This window comes from Hymenobacter roseosalivarius DSM 11622, from assembly GCF_900176135.1.
Taxonomy (GTDB): Bacteria; Bacteroidota; Bacteroidia; order Cytophagales; family Hymenobacteraceae; genus Hymenobacter; species Hymenobacter roseosalivarius.
Genome location: NZ_FWWW01000104.1, coordinates 109,861 through 127,007, shown reverse-complemented (window position 1 = coordinate 127,007; position 17,147 = coordinate 109,861). Strand labels below are relative to the sequence as shown.

Annotated in this window: 11 protein-coding genes; 3 read left to right on the top strand and 8 right to left on the bottom strand. The window is 57.6% G+C overall.

Annotated elements, in window-relative coordinates:
• The 5 genes from B9A24_RS20725 to B9A24_RS20705 all read right to left on the bottom strand — a co-directional run.
• The coding region (locus B9A24_RS20725) for a class I SAM-dependent DNA methyltransferase (RefSeq protein WP_084447926.1) at positions 1-2,927 on the bottom strand (2,927 nt) is incomplete at its 3' end.
• A gap of 432 nt (positions 2,928-3,359) precedes the next feature.
• A complete protein-coding gene (locus B9A24_RS20720; protein ID WP_159452124.1) occupies positions 3,360-4,112 on the bottom strand; it encodes an SGNH/GDSL hydrolase family protein in 753 nt (250 codons plus the stop codon).
• Between the two features lie 193 nt (positions 4,113-4,305).
• A complete protein-coding gene (locus tag B9A24_RS20715) occupies positions 4,306-4,845 on the bottom strand; it encodes a heme NO-binding domain-containing protein (protein ID WP_084447924.1) in 540 nt (179 codons plus the stop codon).
• Between the two features lie 484 nt (positions 4,846-5,329).
• The gene (locus B9A24_RS20710; protein ID WP_084447923.1) at positions 5,330-6,982 is read right to left on the bottom strand and encodes an FAD-binding dehydrogenase; all 1,653 of its coding nucleotides are present in this window, start codon (positions 6,980-6,982) and stop codon (positions 5,330-5,332) included.
• Positions 6,983-7,022: 40 nt separating this feature from the next.
• Positions 7,023-7,790, bottom strand: coding sequence for a hypothetical protein (locus B9A24_RS20705; RefSeq protein WP_084447922.1), 768 nt, complete (start codon positions 7,788-7,790; stop codon positions 7,023-7,025).
• 323 nt (positions 7,791-8,113) lie between these two features.
• Between B9A24_RS20705 and B9A24_RS20700 the strand changes: the two genes are divergently transcribed.
• Both B9A24_RS20700 and fbaA read left to right on the top strand, forming a co-directional pair.
• Positions 8,114-10,777 (top strand): alpha-L-rhamnosidase-related protein, encoded by a 2,664-nt coding sequence (locus B9A24_RS20700; RefSeq protein ID WP_234997580.1) that lies wholly within the window; start codon positions 8,114-8,116, stop codon positions 10,775-10,777.
• A gap of 193 nt (positions 10,778-10,970) precedes the next feature.
• The gene (gene fbaA, locus B9A24_RS20695) at positions 10,971-12,053 is read left to right on the top strand and encodes a class II fructose-bisphosphate aldolase (RefSeq protein ID WP_084447920.1); all 1,083 of its coding nucleotides are present in this window, start codon (positions 10,971-10,973) and stop codon (positions 12,051-12,053) included.
• Positions 12,054-12,428: 375 nt separating this feature from the next.
• Here fbaA and B9A24_RS20690 read toward each other — a convergent pair whose 3' ends face one another.
• The 3 genes from B9A24_RS20690 to B9A24_RS20680 all read right to left on the bottom strand — a co-directional run bounded on the left by B9A24_RS20690 (position 12,429) and on the right by B9A24_RS20680 (position 16,250).
• Positions 12,429-14,339, bottom strand: a complete 1,911-nt coding sequence (locus B9A24_RS20690; protein ID WP_084447919.1) for a DUF294 nucleotidyltransferase-like domain-containing protein — start codon at positions 14,337-14,339, stop codon at positions 12,429-12,431.
• 1 nt (position 14,340) lies between these two features.
• Positions 14,341-15,033 (bottom strand): 3'-5' exonuclease, encoded by a 693-nt coding sequence (locus tag B9A24_RS20685; RefSeq protein ID WP_159452123.1) that lies wholly within the window; start codon positions 15,031-15,033, stop codon positions 14,341-14,343.
• A 155-nt stretch (positions 15,034-15,188) separates the two neighbouring features.
• Positions 15,189-16,250, bottom strand: coding sequence for a LacI family DNA-binding transcriptional regulator (locus tag B9A24_RS20680; protein WP_084447917.1), 1,062 nt, complete (start codon positions 16,248-16,250; stop codon positions 15,189-15,191).
• A 207-nt stretch (positions 16,251-16,457) separates the two neighbouring features.
• On the opposite strand from B9A24_RS20680, the gene B9A24_RS20675 reads away from it, so the two are divergent.
• Entirely contained in the window at positions 16,458-17,033 is a 576-nt protein-coding gene (locus B9A24_RS20675; RefSeq protein WP_234997578.1) for a family 43 glycosylhydrolase, read from the top strand.
• The last annotated feature ends 114 nt before the right edge of the window (positions 17,034-17,147 follow it).

Genomic DNA, 17,147 nt, shown 5'->3' with positions numbered 1-17,147 from the left:
TTGTAGAGGTCGGTGAGGGTGAGGCCGGGGTGCAGGGCCTGCTGGCGCTTGCGGTGGGCGTCGAGCTGTTCGGCCAGCTCCCGGATGTGGGCTTGCTGCTCCGGCGTGGCGGCTGGGAAGGGGAATGGGTCGAAGCAGCGGGATTTATCATACACAGGGTCATTGCCAACGCCCATTCTTCCACCTGCTGCTAAAGCATAGACAACATGCAATCGGCTGGAAAGCACACCCAAGCAATAAGCATCATCTAAGCCAATAGCTATGAGTTTATCATCTGGAAGAATATCTCCTTCTAAGAACACAAACAGGCGGTGCTTAGCTGTTTGAACAGTAGCTATATAACGGCTCAATCCAGAAATAGCCCCTCTTAATTGCTCGTTTGAGCGAGCAAAAAGCCACCAATTACGGCGGCGAGCGGGGTCTTTATTTTCGTCGCGTTCTGGTTTTACAGTTTGAATCAGATGTTGGTATACCGCTGGATATTGGGAAAGCACATCTGTATCTGTCAAACCGAACAAGTCAATTACAAATACGCCTCGGGGACGACTAGTAATATCTTTGCCATTTCGATACGGCTTTATCCGTGTATCTAAAGTTGGAACAATACCACGGCCGAGTGCTTCAGCTTCTTGGGTAGTAATGATAAATCCTTGACCATGCGGAATAACTCCACGGCTGCTAATTCCCGCATTAGATTTCAGGGCTTTTGTGCTCGTAATGTCGGCCCCCGTTGATAGATCAGAATTAATCTCGCCGACTGTTTCAACGAGTTTTACATCATGTGCTTCTTCGCCATCAACGGTTTCTTCACTTACCACAAGTGCTAACGTGCCGGGAACTTTGCCCAATTGAGCCACAGTCATTGCTACTCGCACAGCAGCGCCTTCACTGGCGTCAACCCACGGGTGATTAGGAATAGCAAATGTGAGAGACACTGGATTTTCATCAGCTTCCATATGTCTTTCCATCACTCGGCGATTGAAAATCTGAGTGAGTGAATTGGTAGTTATGAAACCAAACCGTTCTGTCTTGCCGCTTCTCAAAGCTTCCGCAGCATTGTCCCACCAATACATTACCAAGTCGGCTGATTCAGGAACGCGCTTCGCATAGGCTTTCCGCAAAGCATCTGCATAGCCATCACCAAGCAAGTCCCGCATTCGCTTATTCCCCACAAACGGCGGATTGCCCACGATAAAATCGGCTTCCGGCCACGCGGCGGGCTGGGGGTTGGGATAATCGAGAACCGGCGTGCGGGCGGTTTCGTCGGGGATGGGCTGGCCGGTGGCGGGGTGGAGGCGGGTGGTGCCATCCCAGCGCGTGACGGGCAGGCCGTGGGCATCGAGGCGGGGCACGGGCGGGTCGTGGCGGAGGGCGGCATCCTGCTGGCGGATGTTCTGGTACTCATCAAGCAGGGGCTCGGCCAATTGCGTGACGCCGTGGGTGCGCAGGTGCCATTGCAGGTAGCCGATGCGCAGCACCACGTCGGCAATGGCGGCGGCGCGCGGGTTTAGCTCCAGGCCCAGCAATTGGCGCGGACTCACGGTGGTGCCGCCCCCGAGGTCGAGCAGGCCCGTGTGCCCGTAGCTGTTGATGGCGGCCAACACTTCGCCCTCCAGGCGCTTGAGGTGCTCCAGGGTCACGTAGAGGAAGTTGCCGGAGCCGCAGGCCGGGTCCAGAATGCGGATGGAAGTGAGGCGCTGGAGGAAGCGGACCAGCTCGGCGCGGGCTTCTTTGGGCTGATTTTCGGCGAGGCGGCGGGCACCGGCGGCCTGGGCTGCCGCCCACTCGCGGCGCAGCGGCTCCAGCACCGTGGGCAGCACCAGGCGCTCCACGTAGCGGCGCGGGGTGTAGTGGGCGCCCAGGCTGTGGCGCTCCTTGGGGTCGAGGGCGCGTTCAAGCAGGGTACCGAAGATGGCGGGCTCCACCTCGGTCCAGTCGGCTTCGGCGGCTTTGAGCAGCAGGGCCATCTGGCCTTCGGTGAGGGGCAGGGCGGTGGCATCGTGAAAGAGCTTGCCATTAAAGCGGCGCAGGCGGGCCTTGAGGTCGGGCGAAAAGCCCCCCAGGTCCATGGTGCGCCACAGGCCAGCCAGCGCATCGGGCAGAAACTCGCGCATCTCGGGGGTGGAGTAGGTGCGCAGCATGCCCGTGAAGGAGGTTTTGGGAATGAGCCCCACATCCTCAGAGAACATGGTAAACAGGCAGCGCATCAGAAACTGCGCCACCACGTCGGGCGCGTGCCCGGCCCGCTCCAGCTGGGCCGATACGCCGGCCAGGTAGCCGGCCAGCTCCCGCGTGACGCGGGCGGCGCGACGGCTGGGGTCCAGCTCGCGGGGCTCGGTGAAGAGCTGGCGCAGCATGGCGCGGGTGCCCGCATCGGCCAGGGCCAAGAGCGGCAGCCGAAAGCGCGACTGATCGGGAAACGGCACAAACGAGTCGCCGACGCCGGCAAAGTTGGAGTACACATCGAGGCAGTAGCCCACGTCGGCCACCAGCACAAACAGGGGGCGGGGCTCGTCGGGGGGCAAAGCGCGCACGTAGCCGAGAGCCTGCTGGCGGGCGGCCTGCATCATTTCGGCCCACTTGGCGGAGCCGCGCACGGCGTGGCCCTTGCGGCGGGTGGCGGCGGGCAGGCCCAGCTCGGCGCGGTCGAGGCGCTGCTGCTGGTCGGGGGTGTCGGTGCCCTGCTTGGTTTCGAGCACGAAGCAGCCGCGCTTATACAGGTCGATGCGGCCGGTGCTTTTCTTGGCGCCGTCGTTGAACTGCACGGCCCGTTCCAGTACGTAGGCATCCTGGGCGGGGTCGTCGGTGGTAGGGTCGGGCTTCGGAACTTCTAATAATTCGCAAAGGTCCTGGAGGAAAAGGCCGTAGTTGGCCCGCTCCGCGCCACCCGCCGGGCGCCAGCGGGCTTCAAATTCGGGATAGGTCACGCAGGGATAATTTGGTAGCAGGAATGGGGGCGGGAAGATAAGGGGGTTTGGGTGATGTGGGCTTGATTCCTTGGCTTTGGTTCAACGATTCCCTCGGCCCTCTCCAACGATGGGCCTCACCCCCTGGCCCCCTCTCCCAAAAAGAGGGGGAGCCAGCCGCTCGGCCTACGCGGCTGCGTCGGCTGCCGCCTCCTCAACCGCTACCGCATCTCGATTAACAGCAAAAAGCCCACGACTGAGTGTCGTGGGCTTCTCTATGTAGAAGAAGATAGTTCTACGGCTAATATGGTAGCAGTGCCTGAGGCGAGAGCCGAAGGGGCTGCGTAGGCCGGGCGTCAGGCTCCCCCTCTTTTTGGGAGAGGGGGCCGGGGGGGAGGCCCATCGTTGGAGGGGGCTGGGGAGGGAGGCCCGCGTTGGACGGCCGGCGCGCCTCTACTTCTGCTTGATGGCGGCTACAATTGACTTAGCGAAAATGGGGGCTACTACTTGTTGCCCGGCGTCGTTTAGGTGCACCAGGTCGGCGTAGTAGGTTTTGTCTTTCTCGGTGCCACCTGGGCCTACGCGGTTATCCAGCGCTACGTCGGCCAGCTCATGAAACAGGGTGTTGCCACTAGCTTTGGTGGCCCGTAGGGCAACATTCACGGCCAGACGGTCGCGCTCCTGGGTGGCGGGGTAGTCATCTTCTGAACGAGGCAACAAGGTGCCCACCACGATTTTCCACTGAGGATGCGCGGCCCGCGCCCGGCGGGATACTTCCAGCAGTGACTCCTCGGCTTGCTTGGCCGTGGCACCGTAGTAAATATGGTTGGTGCCTTCCCACAGCACCAGCACGTTCACGTCCTTGGTGGGGTCGAAGGCAGCATTGATTTTCGGCATCTGATCCAGTACCTGCGGGGTGACGTAGTTAGCTACCGAGAAGTTTTCCATGGTGCCCGCCCCTAAACTGGTGCCACCCTGGGCCTTGACCTCCGCCATGATCTTATTGTCGATGACGAAGCCCAGGTAGCCGGAAAGCAGACTGTTGCCGGCGTAGGTGATTTTGTAGGTGATGGGAGCCGCTGGAGTAGGAGCGGGGGCTGGTGCAGGCGTAGGTTCCGGATCAGCATTGGAGCTGCCGGAGCTACAACCTAACAGACTAAATGAAAGAGCAAAAAGAAAGCTGCGGGCGGTGATTTTTATAGACATGAAGCTGGTTTTAGGATCAGAAATAACCTGAGTGCAAGCCGTTGCGGAATAGTACAGTCGGTACATCAAGGACCCTAGAACGTGCATGCAGGCAAAAAAGATATTTATCTCCCCAGCTACTTTCACTAGCGTTGAGCTTGCTCAGGAAACATACGCGGCGAATTACCCAATAGTAAAACGCGAATACGCGTCGCTACCGCCGCCGCACATGAATGCTTACCTGCTCGCCGTCCTCGCTGGTGGTGGGCAGCACGTCAATCCGGTCGGCCTCGTCGAAATACGTGGCCAAACCGCGCACGATGCCCACCGCCAAGCCGCTCATGCGCCGCGACGATACATAATCGATGACCAGCTCGTTTTCACCCAGGCGCTGCACTTTGAGTACAGGCGGACTATTCTCGGTGTGCTCACTGCGCACCTGCTTGTGCATTGTCATCTCCGTATTCTCAATCATGTCGAGCGTTTTCCACTCGGGCTGTATGTGCTTCTGATACATAAACATCAGATCGGGCACGAGGTACTCGCCAAACTTCTCTTGCAGCTCACCAGCCGAGAGGCCTGTCATCTCAGCAGCCTGACCCACAAGATCGTAAATGTGTTTGTCGGGGTATACTGTTTTATGATCAAATTCCAGCTTTTCCAGGCCAGCATTGTTCATAAGCTTAAGCCAGGTGCTATGGTCGTACTGCGTTTGAACGTAGCGTTTTAGCAGCATGAAAATATGACCGTGCATAAATCTGTACTGAGAAGTTAATTTGAAAAGAGTGTCTGGGGGCAAGTGTCGGGAGTCTTCGTACCAGAATCATACCCGGGTATTGGCCTGCTTACGCGTTTGCTTTGCCTTAGTTAGTGAGGTGTTGTAATGATCTTAGTATTGCCTCGCCGCCTCTGTTTTTCTGCTCGCCCACCTGCTAAGGTACGCTACTCAACTGTAAGAACCAGTTAACCCAGGGCTGCAAAAAGCCCGTGCAGCGGTAGAAACGCCTGCTTATGCCTTTATCGTTCATTTGTCATCCCGACAACGAGAGGATCTGCTTGCTGAAAAACATGACCTAGATACGCTGGCCGCCCCGCAGTGAGAGGGTCCTTTCGTCGTCAGGATAAGGATAACAGGCTAAACAGCGTCGGTTACCCTTATAACATCCGCAACTACGCGTTGCTAGCGCGCTCATGATGCTGTGTAAGTTAATCAGCAGGGACTATCATTCCTGTCACGGCTAAATAACCGCTTGCGCGGCGGCCCGGCCGGCTACGCGGCCCGAAAAAAGGCAGCCGCCCAGAAAAGTGCCCTCCAGGGCCCGGTAGCCATGCATACCGCCGCCGCCGAAGCCCGCTACTTCACCCGCCGCGTACAGGCCGCGCACGGGGTTGCCCTCCGTGTTGAGCACCCGGCCGGAAAGGTCCGTTTCCAGGCCGCCCAGCGTTTTGCGGGTGATGATGTGCAGGCGCACCGCTATGAGCGGCCCAGCCGCCGGATCAAGCAGACGATGGGGTTTGGCCGTGCGGATAAGTTTGTCCCCCAGGTACTTGCGTGCCCCCCGAATAGCCGTAATCTGGCTGTCTTTGCTGAATGGATTGTCCAACTGCCGGTCGCGGGCCCGGATTTCGCGCTCCAGTAATGTAAAGTCGATGAGTGGCTGCTCTGTCAGGGCGTTCATGCCCCGCACCAGGTCGGCGAGGTTGTCGCGTACCACAAAGTCGGCACCGTGTTCTTTGAAGGCTTCGACGGGCGCAGGCGCGGCTTTGCCAAAGGCGCGCCCAAGAGTTTGGCGCCAGTCTTTATTAGTCAGATCAGGGTTCTGCTCCGAGCCGGAAAGGGCAAATTCTTTGCGCAGAATGCTCTGCGTAAGTACAAACCAGCTGTAGTCGTGGCCCGTTTGGCGCAGGTGCCGCAGCGTGCCCAGCGAGTCGAAGCCGGGGAACAGGGGCACCGGCAGGCGGTTGCCGTGGGCATCGAGCCACAGCGACGAAGGACCCAGCAGAACGCGGATGCCGTGATTGGGCCAGATGGAGTTCCAGTTCTGAATGCCTTCCGGGTAGTGCCACATGCGGTCCTGATTAATTAAATGCCCCCCAGCCGCGGCGCTAACGCCCAGCATGAGCCCATCGACGTGGGCCGGCACGCCCGACAGCATGCTTTTAGGCGGCTCGCCGAGGCGCGTGGGCCAGTTCTGCCGCACCAGCGCATGATTGGCCCCAATACCGCCCGAGGTTACGATAACGGCCTGCGCATAAAACGCGAAGTCGCCGACGGCCAGGCGGGAGCTTTTCTGCCCGCGCAGCACGTCGCTGGGCTCCAGGATTTCGCCCAGCACGCCATTCACGACGCCATTGGTTAGAACTAACTCTTCTACCCGATGGCGAAATTTGAAAGTGATGAAGCCTCGTTTTACCCCTTCGCGCACGCGGCGCGCAAACGGCGCTACCACGCCCGGCCCGGTGCCCCACGTAACGTGGAAGCGCGGCACCGAATTGCCGTGCCCGATGGCGCCATATCCGCCCCGTTCGGCCCAGCCTACCACCGGAAAAAAACGCAGGCCCTGCTGATGGAGCCAGGAGCGCTTTTCGCCGGCCGCAAAGTCTACGTAGGCCTCAGCCCAACGCCGGGGCCACTTGTCCTCGGGGCGGTCGAAGGCGGCGGTGCCGAGCCAGTCTTCCAGGGCCAGGGCGTGCGAATCATGAATGCCGAGACGGCGCTGCTCGGGTGAATCGACCAGAAAAATGCCCCCCAGCGACCAGAATGCCTGCCCGCCCAGGCTCTGCTCGGGCTCCTGATCGAGCAGCAGTACGCGCTTACCGGCATCGGCAAGCTCTGCGGCCGCTACCAGCCCCGCCAGTCCGGCCCCAATGACAATAACATCAGCTTCCATACGCAGAAGGGAACAGGTACAAATTGGCTTTCCGGCTTACCTAGGGCGTTGGTTTTTGCGTAAGATGCCAAGTGTTGTAGCGCCGCACAATTTGCGGAATGTCGCGGTACCGGTAGCGGCCGGCTTTTAAATCGGCAACCAACTCCGGACAGTCGCTGAAATAAGTGACGGCATCCTGCGGAAATTTCCAGGTGCTAACCTGGGCCACGTGGTTCTCGTTTTCCCGATAAATAACGAGGGTGCGTGCGGGGTTTCGGCCAAATCCGCGCCGTTTCAGCGGACTAAACGTAGGATACTTTGCGTGGGGTGGGGCGGTGCTATACATGGTATACGTATAGTAGCCAGGGTTGAAATAAGTAGGGATACCGCGGCTAGGAGTAGTAAGATTAGTAATACTAGGAACAGGAGTATAGGGCAGCTGCCATTGCAACGTAATCGACGAATTGTAGTAGTACAGCTGGGCTTCCCCGGCCGCTACCTGCTGCAAAAACCCACGGCTTATCGTACTGCCACGTTTCTGAAAGGGCAGTGAAATGAAGCGCACCGTATCCAGATCCTTAAAATAGGTGTAGGAGGTAAGCTGATAGCCGTCCAGCGAGTGTCTTTGGGTGCCTTGCAGTGGAACAAATTCCACCTTGTACTGCTGCGTCAGCGGGTCGGTGGGATAGATGGCCCCCAGCAGCGTGTCGCCACCTGTGGTGATGACGTAACCCGGCAATGGCTTTTTCTGAGCAGTGGCGCCTACGCTCAGGCCCAGCAGGCAAGTCAGCAGGAGTGAGCAACGACGCCAATAGAGTAGAAGCTGCATAGCGGAGCGGAAATGCAAGAGGGAAAAGCCTACTGCTAAGTAAGTAAAGTATACCCATTCTCCTACGGTTTAGGCCGGCCATTTTGCAGCATTCTTATCTTGTGTAGAAACTAACCGTGCTAAGCGAGGCTATTGCGCCAGTAAATGCCTGTGTGGATGCCGATTCTGCTCTATCTTTCGTCACCTTGCCTGAGGAGCCCTGCGGTTGAGTAAGCCGTTGGCTGAACCAATTCAGGAAGACTTGTTTCCAAATTTCCAGTATGAAGCAACTATCCTATCCAGCGGGCTTTGCGCTCGCTTGTTCTCTCTTAAGTGCTTGTCAGATGCAGCAATCGACTGATACGGGTGACAGTTCCGGGGCGGTATGGAAGTCGGAGGCGTACGCCGTGTATCGCGATAGTGTGGTACAGGGCAAGCACGTAGCGCGGGTGCTGTCGCCCACGTCGCTTACGTCGAACTACCAGAGCCCGGCCAACGCGTTTCAGAGCCCGGAAATCAACTTTAAGTTTAGTATAAACGGCAAGGATAACGAGCTGGCGCCGGGCCAGGACCACCGGTTTATTGCCGTGCCGCGGGCGGGGGCGAGTGCCGCTGAATTGCCGGTTATCGTGTTTGGGCAGCGCTACGTGGATCCTGGGGCGGTGCCGGCCAATAAATATTTGCCCCCCAATACACCCATGAAGATTCGGCTGGACATGCGGCCGGTGCTGGCGGCATTTAAGAAGCAAGGCTACTACACCACATTCAAAGGCGAAAAAATTTATAAGGAAGACTTCAAGCAGGTATTCGTGGCCGGCAATACGGCCCCGCTTAGCTGGGATTTTGACAACCTGGTGAATAAGCCCGAGCTGGAGCTGAAAGACCCCGATGGCAATGGCATCTACGAAGTTACGCTGACTCTAAATGCCCCCCAGGCCGCCAAAACCACCGCCGGGAAGTGGGAGAAGTCAATTAACACCGATGACTTGCCGCGATACACTTCCGCGTATCCGATTGCCGACGCGCTGTATAATCTGGCGCTGGAGGAAGCGCGGCGGGCCGTGGAGCCGGACAGCACCTTCCGCACCGGTAAGGAGTGGGCCGGCGTCTGGACCCGCGATATCAGTTACAGCATCATCCTGTCGATGGCCATGTTGCAGCCTGATGTGGCGATGAAAAGCCTGCTGCGCAAAGTATCCAAGGATGGCCGTATTATTCAGGATACGGGCACGGGCGGCGCGTATCCGTGCTCCACTGATCGGATGATTTGGGCCACCGCCGCCTGGGAAATCTATAAAGTGGCCGGCGATGAGCAGTGGCTGCGCACGGTGTATCCTATTATCAAAAAGTCGATTGAGGATGATGTGCAGAACGCTTACAACCCCCAGACTGGCATGGTGCGCGGCGAGTCGTCGTTTCTGGATTGGCGCGAGCAAACCTACCCCAAGTGGATGCAGCCCGTGGATATTTATGAGTCGGAGGCGCTGGGCACGAATGTCGTGCATTACCACGCCAACGTAGTGCTAAGCCAGATGGCCGAGATACTCGGCGAGCCGGCCGTGGCCAGCAAGCACCAGCAGCTGGCCCAGCAAATCAAGCAAGGCATAAACAAGCATCTGTGGCAGGCTGACAAGGGTTATTATGGGCAGTTTCTGTATGGCCGTACTTACAAAATACTGTCGCCGCGGGCGGAGGCGCTGGGCGAGGCGCTAAGCGTACTGTATGGCGTGGCCGAGGGCGAGCGGGCGCAGCAAGTGGTGCAAAAAACGCCCACCACGGCCTACGGCATCAGCTGCATCTACCCGCAGATACCGGGCATTCCGCCTTATCATAATAACGCGGTGTGGCCCTTCGTGCAAAGCTATTGGGCCCTGGCGGCGGCCAAAGTCGGCAACGATGCCTCCCTGACGGAAAGCATTTCCGCCATTTACCGACCTGCCGCCTTATTCCTGACCAACAAGGAAAACTTCGTGGCCGAGAACGGCGACTTTGCCGGCACCCAAATCAACTCCAGCAACATGCTCTGGAGCCTTTCAGGTAGCCTTAGCCTGGTGTACAAGGTGCTGTTTGGAATGGATTTTCAGGCGGATAAGCTCGTATTCCGGCCGTTTGTGCCGAAGGCATTTGCCGGCCCACGTAAGCTTTCAAACTTCAAGTATCGGGGGGCGGTGCTGGACTTGGAGATGGAAGGCTACGGCAATGAAATAACGACCATCACCTTAGATGACAAGCCACTGGCTAATGCCACCATCCCGGCTACGCTTACCGGCCGCCATAAGGTGCGCATTCTATTAGCCGGAAAAGCCCCCCAGACGGCCCCGGTGAATCAGGTAGCGAACCGATTCTCACCCGCAACGCCCGAAGTTACTTTTGCCAGCAACCGCCTCACCTGGACCAAGCAGGAAGGGGTAAGGAGCTACCGTGTGCTGAAAAATGGCCAGGCCATAGCCACTACCACGGCGCTAGAATCGCCGGCTGATGCCACCGCGTACGCTGAGTATCAGGTGGTAGCCGTGGATGCAGCGGGCCTCGAATCATTTGCCAGCGAGCCGCTGGTCGTGAATGGCGAGAGGTTCAGCCAGCTCTATCAGCTGGAGTCTGTCGCTCCGAAGGCGACTTTACCGTACAAAGGCTTTGCGGGTCAGGGTTTCGTGGAAATCAGCAAAACGAAAAATAAGGTGCTGGCTATTCCTGTGACGGTGCCGGAAGCGGGTTTGTATGCTGTTGACTTCCGCTACTCCAACGGCAACGGACCTATCAATACGGAGAACAAATGCGCTATTCGCACCCTGCGCAACGGTCAGCAACAGCTGGGAACCATCGTAATGCCCCAGCGCGGAGTAGCAGAGTGGTCGAACTGGGGCTTCTCCAACTCGGTGCTGGTACGCCTCGAAAATGGCCCCCAGACGCTCACGTTGGCGTTTGAGCCGGCAAATGAAAATATGAACGGCGCGGTGAATCAGGCCATGCTGGATTATCTGCGCCTGACACGAGTAAGTGGTGAGTAGTGAACCAGTGAAATGGTGAGTTTGACGTTTTTGAGGAGCATACTGCGTTAGTGTCGCACACAGAACGTTAAACTCACTATTTCACCACTCACCAACTCACCTTTGCCTTCAGGTTTGGTTCGTCGGTAAAATATTGGAAATTGCCGCACCTACTTCACACCCGATATCTTTTGATCTTACACCACTACTTATGATGACTGACCAACTCACCGCACTGCGGGCCGGCGTACTGCACGGCGACGAAATCCAGGCACTTTTCCGTCATGCCAAGGCCAATGCCTACGCGATGCCGGCCGTAAACGTAACGGGTACCAACACGGTGAATGCCGTGCTGGAAACGGCCAAAGCGGTGAATTCGCCGGTTATGATTCAGTTCTCGAACGGTGGCGCGCAGTTCTTTGCCGGCAAGTCCATAGCTAATGGCGACCAGCGCGCCAGCATCGCGGGGGGCATTTCGGGCGCCCAGCACGTACACCTCATGGCTGAGCTGTACGATGTGCCCGTTGTGCTGCACACCGACCACGCCGCCAAAAAGCTGCTCACCTGGATTGATGGCTTGCTGGAAGCTGGCGAGAAGCATTTCGCCCAATATGGCCAGCCGCTCTACAGCTCCCACATGCTCGACTTATCGGAAGAGCCGATTGAAGAGAACATCGAAATTTGCAAGCGCTACCTGGAGCGCATGAGCAAGATCGGGATGACCCTGGAAATCGAACTGGGCGTAACCGGCGGCGAGGAAGACGGCGTCGACAACTCCGACGTCGATAGCTCCAAGCTGTATACCCAACCCGAGGAAGTGGCCTACGCCTACGAACAACTGAGCGCCATCAGCCCGCGCTTTACCATCGCGGCAGCATTCGGCAACGTGCACGGCGTCTACAAACCCGGCAACGTGAAGCTGCAACCCAAAATTCTGCACAATTCGCAGGAGTTTCTGCGCCAGAAGCATAACATCACCGAGGCCCTGCCCATCGACTTTGTGTTCCACGGCGGCTCAGGCTCCAGCCAGGAGGAAATTCGCGAGGCCATCAGCTACGGTGCCATCAAGATGAACATCGACACGGATTTGCAGTGGGCACTGTGGGAAGGCATTAAGGACTACTACAAGAAGAACGAAGACTACCTGCAAGGCCAGATCGGCAACCCCGATGGCGCGGATTCGCCCAACAAGAAGTACTACGACCCGCGCGTGTGGCTGCGTAAAGGTGAAGAGACATTTGCGGCGCGCTTGAAGCAAGCGTTTGAAGATTTGAACGCGGTTAATCGTCGGCCGTAGCTTTGTTAGTCGTTCTGGTGAGGCCTCACCCCCCCGATTTGCCTCTCCCGTTGGCCTCACCCCCCGGCCCCGGTTCGCTTCAAGCGCGAAGTCCCAAAAAGAGGGGCGCCAGGCGCTCGGCTTACATCGCCCTGTCGGCTGGCGCCTCCAGAACGGCTACCAGCTTCATCTACTAAACTTAACACTAAAAGAGCCCCCCAACTTGTTGCTGGGGGGCTTTTTCTTTTTAGATAACACGGTAGCGGTTGCGGAGGCGGCAGCCAACGCAGCCGCGTAGGCCGAGCAGCTGGCTCCCCCTCTTTTTGGGACTTCGCGCTTGAAGCGAACCGGGGCCGGGGGGTGAGGCCCGCGTTGAACGGCCGGGAGAGGTGTACGTTAAAGCGTCTTCGTAAAGCTTACCCGAATCTTCACCTGAAAATCGGATATCACTTTGAAGGTTTCCTTCAGCGTAACCTGCTCCACTTGCGTGAGCGTGCGCGGGTCGAGGTAGTTGGTGGGCGGCGTGCGGTCGTTGATAATCTGCTGGGCTTGCTTTTTAAGGCGGATGCCCATCAGGTAATAGTAGGCGTGCAGCAGCTCCTGATATTCTTTATCGGTAAACACGTTTTGCTCATTGAGCAAGGCCATTCGCTCGCCGGTATTGGTGGTGAAAACCTGCTGGCGCAGGGCGTACACCCGTACCAGGTCCACGATGGGCGTCATGGTTTTCTTCAGGTCGAAAACCTGCTGGGAGCCTTGCGTGAACGTGCGAATGTTGCGGAAAAATGTGAGCGGCGGCTCGTATTGCAGGGCGTTGCTGGCCATGAGGTGCAAAAACCGACCAAGCGGCCCCTGCAATTCGGTGCGCAGATGCTCCTGTAGCTCCGTTACCAAACTCTCCTCGCCGTAGAGGTAGCGGCAGTCGAAGAAAGCGGAGAACTTCATCACCGTTTCCTGATTCGACTCATTCATCCAGGCCGAGTAGTTGCGTTTCCAGTGGGAGAGCGAGTGGGTCCACTTCGGATTCATGGCCATCAGGCCGCCTTCGCAAAAGGAAAAGCCGATACTATTCAGGCGCTCCGATACGATGCGGGCAAACTCCAGGAAATACTCCCGCACCGCCTCGCGCTGCTCGTTGGCTTTGTCTTCATAAATGATGGCGTTATCCTGGTCGGTAAGCAGGGTTTGCTCTTTGCGGCCCTCGCTGCCCAGCACCATAAACGCGAATTTGGCGGGCGGTGGCCCCTGTTCCTGAATCACGCCCTCAATGACCTTGAGCGCGATGGTATCGGACACGTTGGAGATAATCTGATTGACGATTTCCGGCTTCACGCCGCGGTCCAGCAGCTGATACACCATCTCCGGCACCTGCCCCCAGCGCCGCTTCAGCTCCCGCACCGAGAGCGTCTGCTTTACGGCCTGAATAAACACGAACGGCGACTGCGCCTGGTCGCTGAGCAGCTTGTTGCGGCTGATAAAGCCACTGTATTCGCCGGCCTTTTTTACCAGCAGATACCGGGTTTTGGTCCTGAACATCCGAAGCACCGCTTCATATACAAACGCCTGGCTGTCAATATCAACCACGGGCGCGTCGATGATACTGGCTACCGGCTGATTCGCATCGAGCAGGCCGGCTACCACCTTGTCGCGCAGGGTAATGTCGGTCACGTAGCCCACGATGGAAGCCTCGGGCCCGTCGTTGGTGATGAAGTAGCAGCTGGTGCGCGCGGCGGCCATGCGGCGGGCCACTTCATGAATGGGCGTGCTGCCGGGGCAGGCTACGATGTCGCGCAGCTCCACGGTTTCCAGGCGGCGCGAATAAAGCTGATCGGAGAGGATATAATTTTGCCCCCCGGCCTTATGATCGGGCCGCAGAAAATGGGCGTACTCGGGATTGAGCATCTGCTGCCCGTACCGGTGCGTAAAGTATTGAAAAAAGTCGTCGTACGCCTGGCATAAGGCCCTGAAGTCGCGGCGGTGCAGGAAATACACCCGCGTGCCTTTGCGGGCAATAACGGTCCGCAACGACCTTTTTTTGTTCAGGAGCACCGATACGCCGCCGTAGCAGGTACCTGGGGGGCAAATTTCGATCAGGCGCTTATTCTGCTGGCTATCGTAGAAAAACGTTTCGTATTCGCCCTCCACGAGCAGGTCCAGGCCGCGCAGCTTCGACACATCCTGTAGATAAATAACGGCTTCCCTGGGGTGCGTCACTTCCTGCAGCAGCTCAGCTACTTCCTCCAGCACATTATCGGGCAAGCGATTGAAAGGCGTTGCCTTTTTGAGAAACTCCAGGCGGTCGTTCATATCAGAAAAAAAATAGCAAAGCCACCAGGGCAGCCAGGGCCAACAGTACGATAAAGTGAGGTAGGGAAGGCCGCCAGCGTCGCGAAACGGACTTTCCGGGCTCACTGAGGGGGCGTTGGGCCCTGATGATCTGTTCGTTGATGTCGCCACGCTGCCAAAGGGCGAAAAAGCAGCGGGCCGTGGCGTACGCATCGGTCAGGGCATCATGCTCACGCGCTAACGGCTCATCAAAGAGCCGCTCGTGCAGCTCACCCAGCCGCAGGCCGCGCGGCGGCTGTCGCGAATGCTGCATAAAGCGGGAGGAGGTAATCAGAGTGCAGAAAGTGGGCAGTTCGCTTACCGGATTGTCCAGCCCAGCCCGGTAAAAGCCCACGCCCATCATGTGATAATCGAGCTGCATAAAATGCGCGACTACCAAGGGCTTGTATTGCAGCAAATCGTCGTACAGCCGCCGCATTACCTCATGCCGGGGTCTGCCATTTTCGCGCAGAAACTCTGGCGTCAGGCCATGAATGGTCGTCGAAGCCGGACTCATATCGTAGTCGCTGGCCAGAACATAGTGGTTTTCGGCCTTCACTTCCTGCCCGTCGCGCGTGTACACTACCCACGCCAGCTGGGCGATGTGGGGCCAGTTGTCGCGGCTCGAATACGGCTTGTTCCAGTCCTGCGGGATGCCGGAGGTTTCGGTATCCACAAAAAGCAGATAGTCTCTCACGTTTGCTCTGCTTAGGTGATCATTACGCAACGATTGGCCTCACCTCCCGGCCCCCGATTCGCTTGAGGCGCGAAGCCTAAGGGAGAGGGGGCCGGGGGGTGAGGCCAATCGTTGAACAGGCCTGGGGGGCAAATTTACCGTTTCCCCGAATGCAACGACGACTCCCGAATAAACAGCTGCGGTTGCAGCACCACCTGGCGCTGGTAAAACGGCGTGCCTTTCGCCTCCACCAGCTCCATAAACAGCCGGACCGTAGCCTGGCCCATTTCCTCGCAGCGCTGATCTACAGAAGTCAGCATTGGTTCGGTGATGGCCGTAAAGCCCTCGTTGCTGAAGCCTGCCAGGGCAATATCCTGGGGCACCCGAATGCCGCGACTTTTAAGCAGTTGAAGCGCGCCCAGAATGGAGGAGTCGCCGGCGGCAAAGACGCCATCGGGTGGGTTTGGCAGCGCCAGCAGCTGCTTCATGCCTGCTACGCCCTGCTCCAACGTCATGTCAGAATAAATGATCAGCTCCTCGTCTAGCGGCAAATCGAAGCTGCGTAAGGCGTCGAGGTAGCCTTGGCGGCGGTTTTTGTAAATGTTCAGGTGCTGCAAGCCGGCAAAGTGCGCCACGCGTCGGCAGCCCTGCTCGAGTAAGTGTCTGGTGGTTTGATAGGCGCCTTCCCGGTCGTTGAGCACCACGGCATTTACGTTGTCGCCCTCCAGAATGCGGTCGAAAAACACCAGTGGAACCCCTCGCTTCTGCACTTTCTCGAAGTGCTTGAAGTCGCGGGTATTGCGCGACAGCGACACCAGAATACCGGCTACCTGCGCGTTGAGCAGGGTTTCAATGTTCTTGCGCTCGTGCGCTACATCCTCATTCGACTGGCAAATAATAACGCTAAAGCCTGCCTTGCGGGCCGCCGTTTCAATGCCATGCACCACCGACGGAAAAAAGCGGCCTTCGATGTAAGGAACAATGACGCCAATCAGCTTGCTCTTGCCCTTGCGCAAAGCCGCCGCCATCTGGTTGGGCTGATAATTAAGCTTTTTAGCCAGCTTCAACACCTTTTGTTTGGTGGCCGGCCCGATGCTGTAATGGTCGCTGAGGGCGCGGGAAACAGTAGTCATCGAAACACCGAGCTCCTTGGCCAGATCGGCCATCGATACCGGGCCGTCGGATACTTCCGCCGTCTTTTTGTTGCGTGAATTCATAAATGCTTTGCTGTGACGCGACGGGTAGGTTGCTGCCTACTGTTTGATCCGTGCTTGCCGATGTAAGCTAACAGCTAACAACGGATATGCACAATTTTACTTAATTAGCATAAATTACACAATCGTTTATGTAATCCAGTTGCTGCTATGAAAAAACTTCTCTACCTCTGCCTGCTGCTAATAGCAACGCCGTGAGCGCAGGCCCAAATGCAGGAAAACAAGGAGTTGGTTCCGGCCCACGACCCGGTCATGATTCAGCAGGGCGATACGTATTATATGTTCTGCACCGGGCCGGGCATTGCCAAGTGGTCATCGAAGAATACGAAGCAGTGGAAGCGGGAGAAACCCGTGTTCAGCCAAGCGCCGGAGTGGGCCGTGAAGGCCGTGCCGGGATTTAAGAATAATCACACCTGGGCCCCCGACATTTCTTCTCAGAATGGCCATTACTACCTGTATTACTCGATTTCGGCCTTCGGTAAAAACACTTCCTGCATCGGCGTGGCCCAACCCGAGCAGTGGCGCACCATCGCCAGCCGCCCCCGCAACGCTCAGTTGGCCGACTCGATGCCGGGCGACGCGGCCATTGAAGAGCCCTTTATTTTCAAAAAAGGCGCTTATTATTACTTGTTTACTTCCTTTGACTACTGCTGCCGTGGTCCGCAGAGCACCTATAAAATGGTGGTTGGTCGGGCTAAGGAGTTGATTAGGCCGTACGTGGATAAGGCCGGGGTAGGACTGGAGCAGGGTGGAGGTACACTGGTAATGGAAGGCAATAAGGACTAGTTCGGGGTCGGCCATAACTCCGTTTATACCTTTGATAAGCAGGACTATCTGGTTTTTCACGGCTACGATGCGGCCGAAAAGGGCCGGTCGAAGCTGCGGATGGAAAAGCTGGCC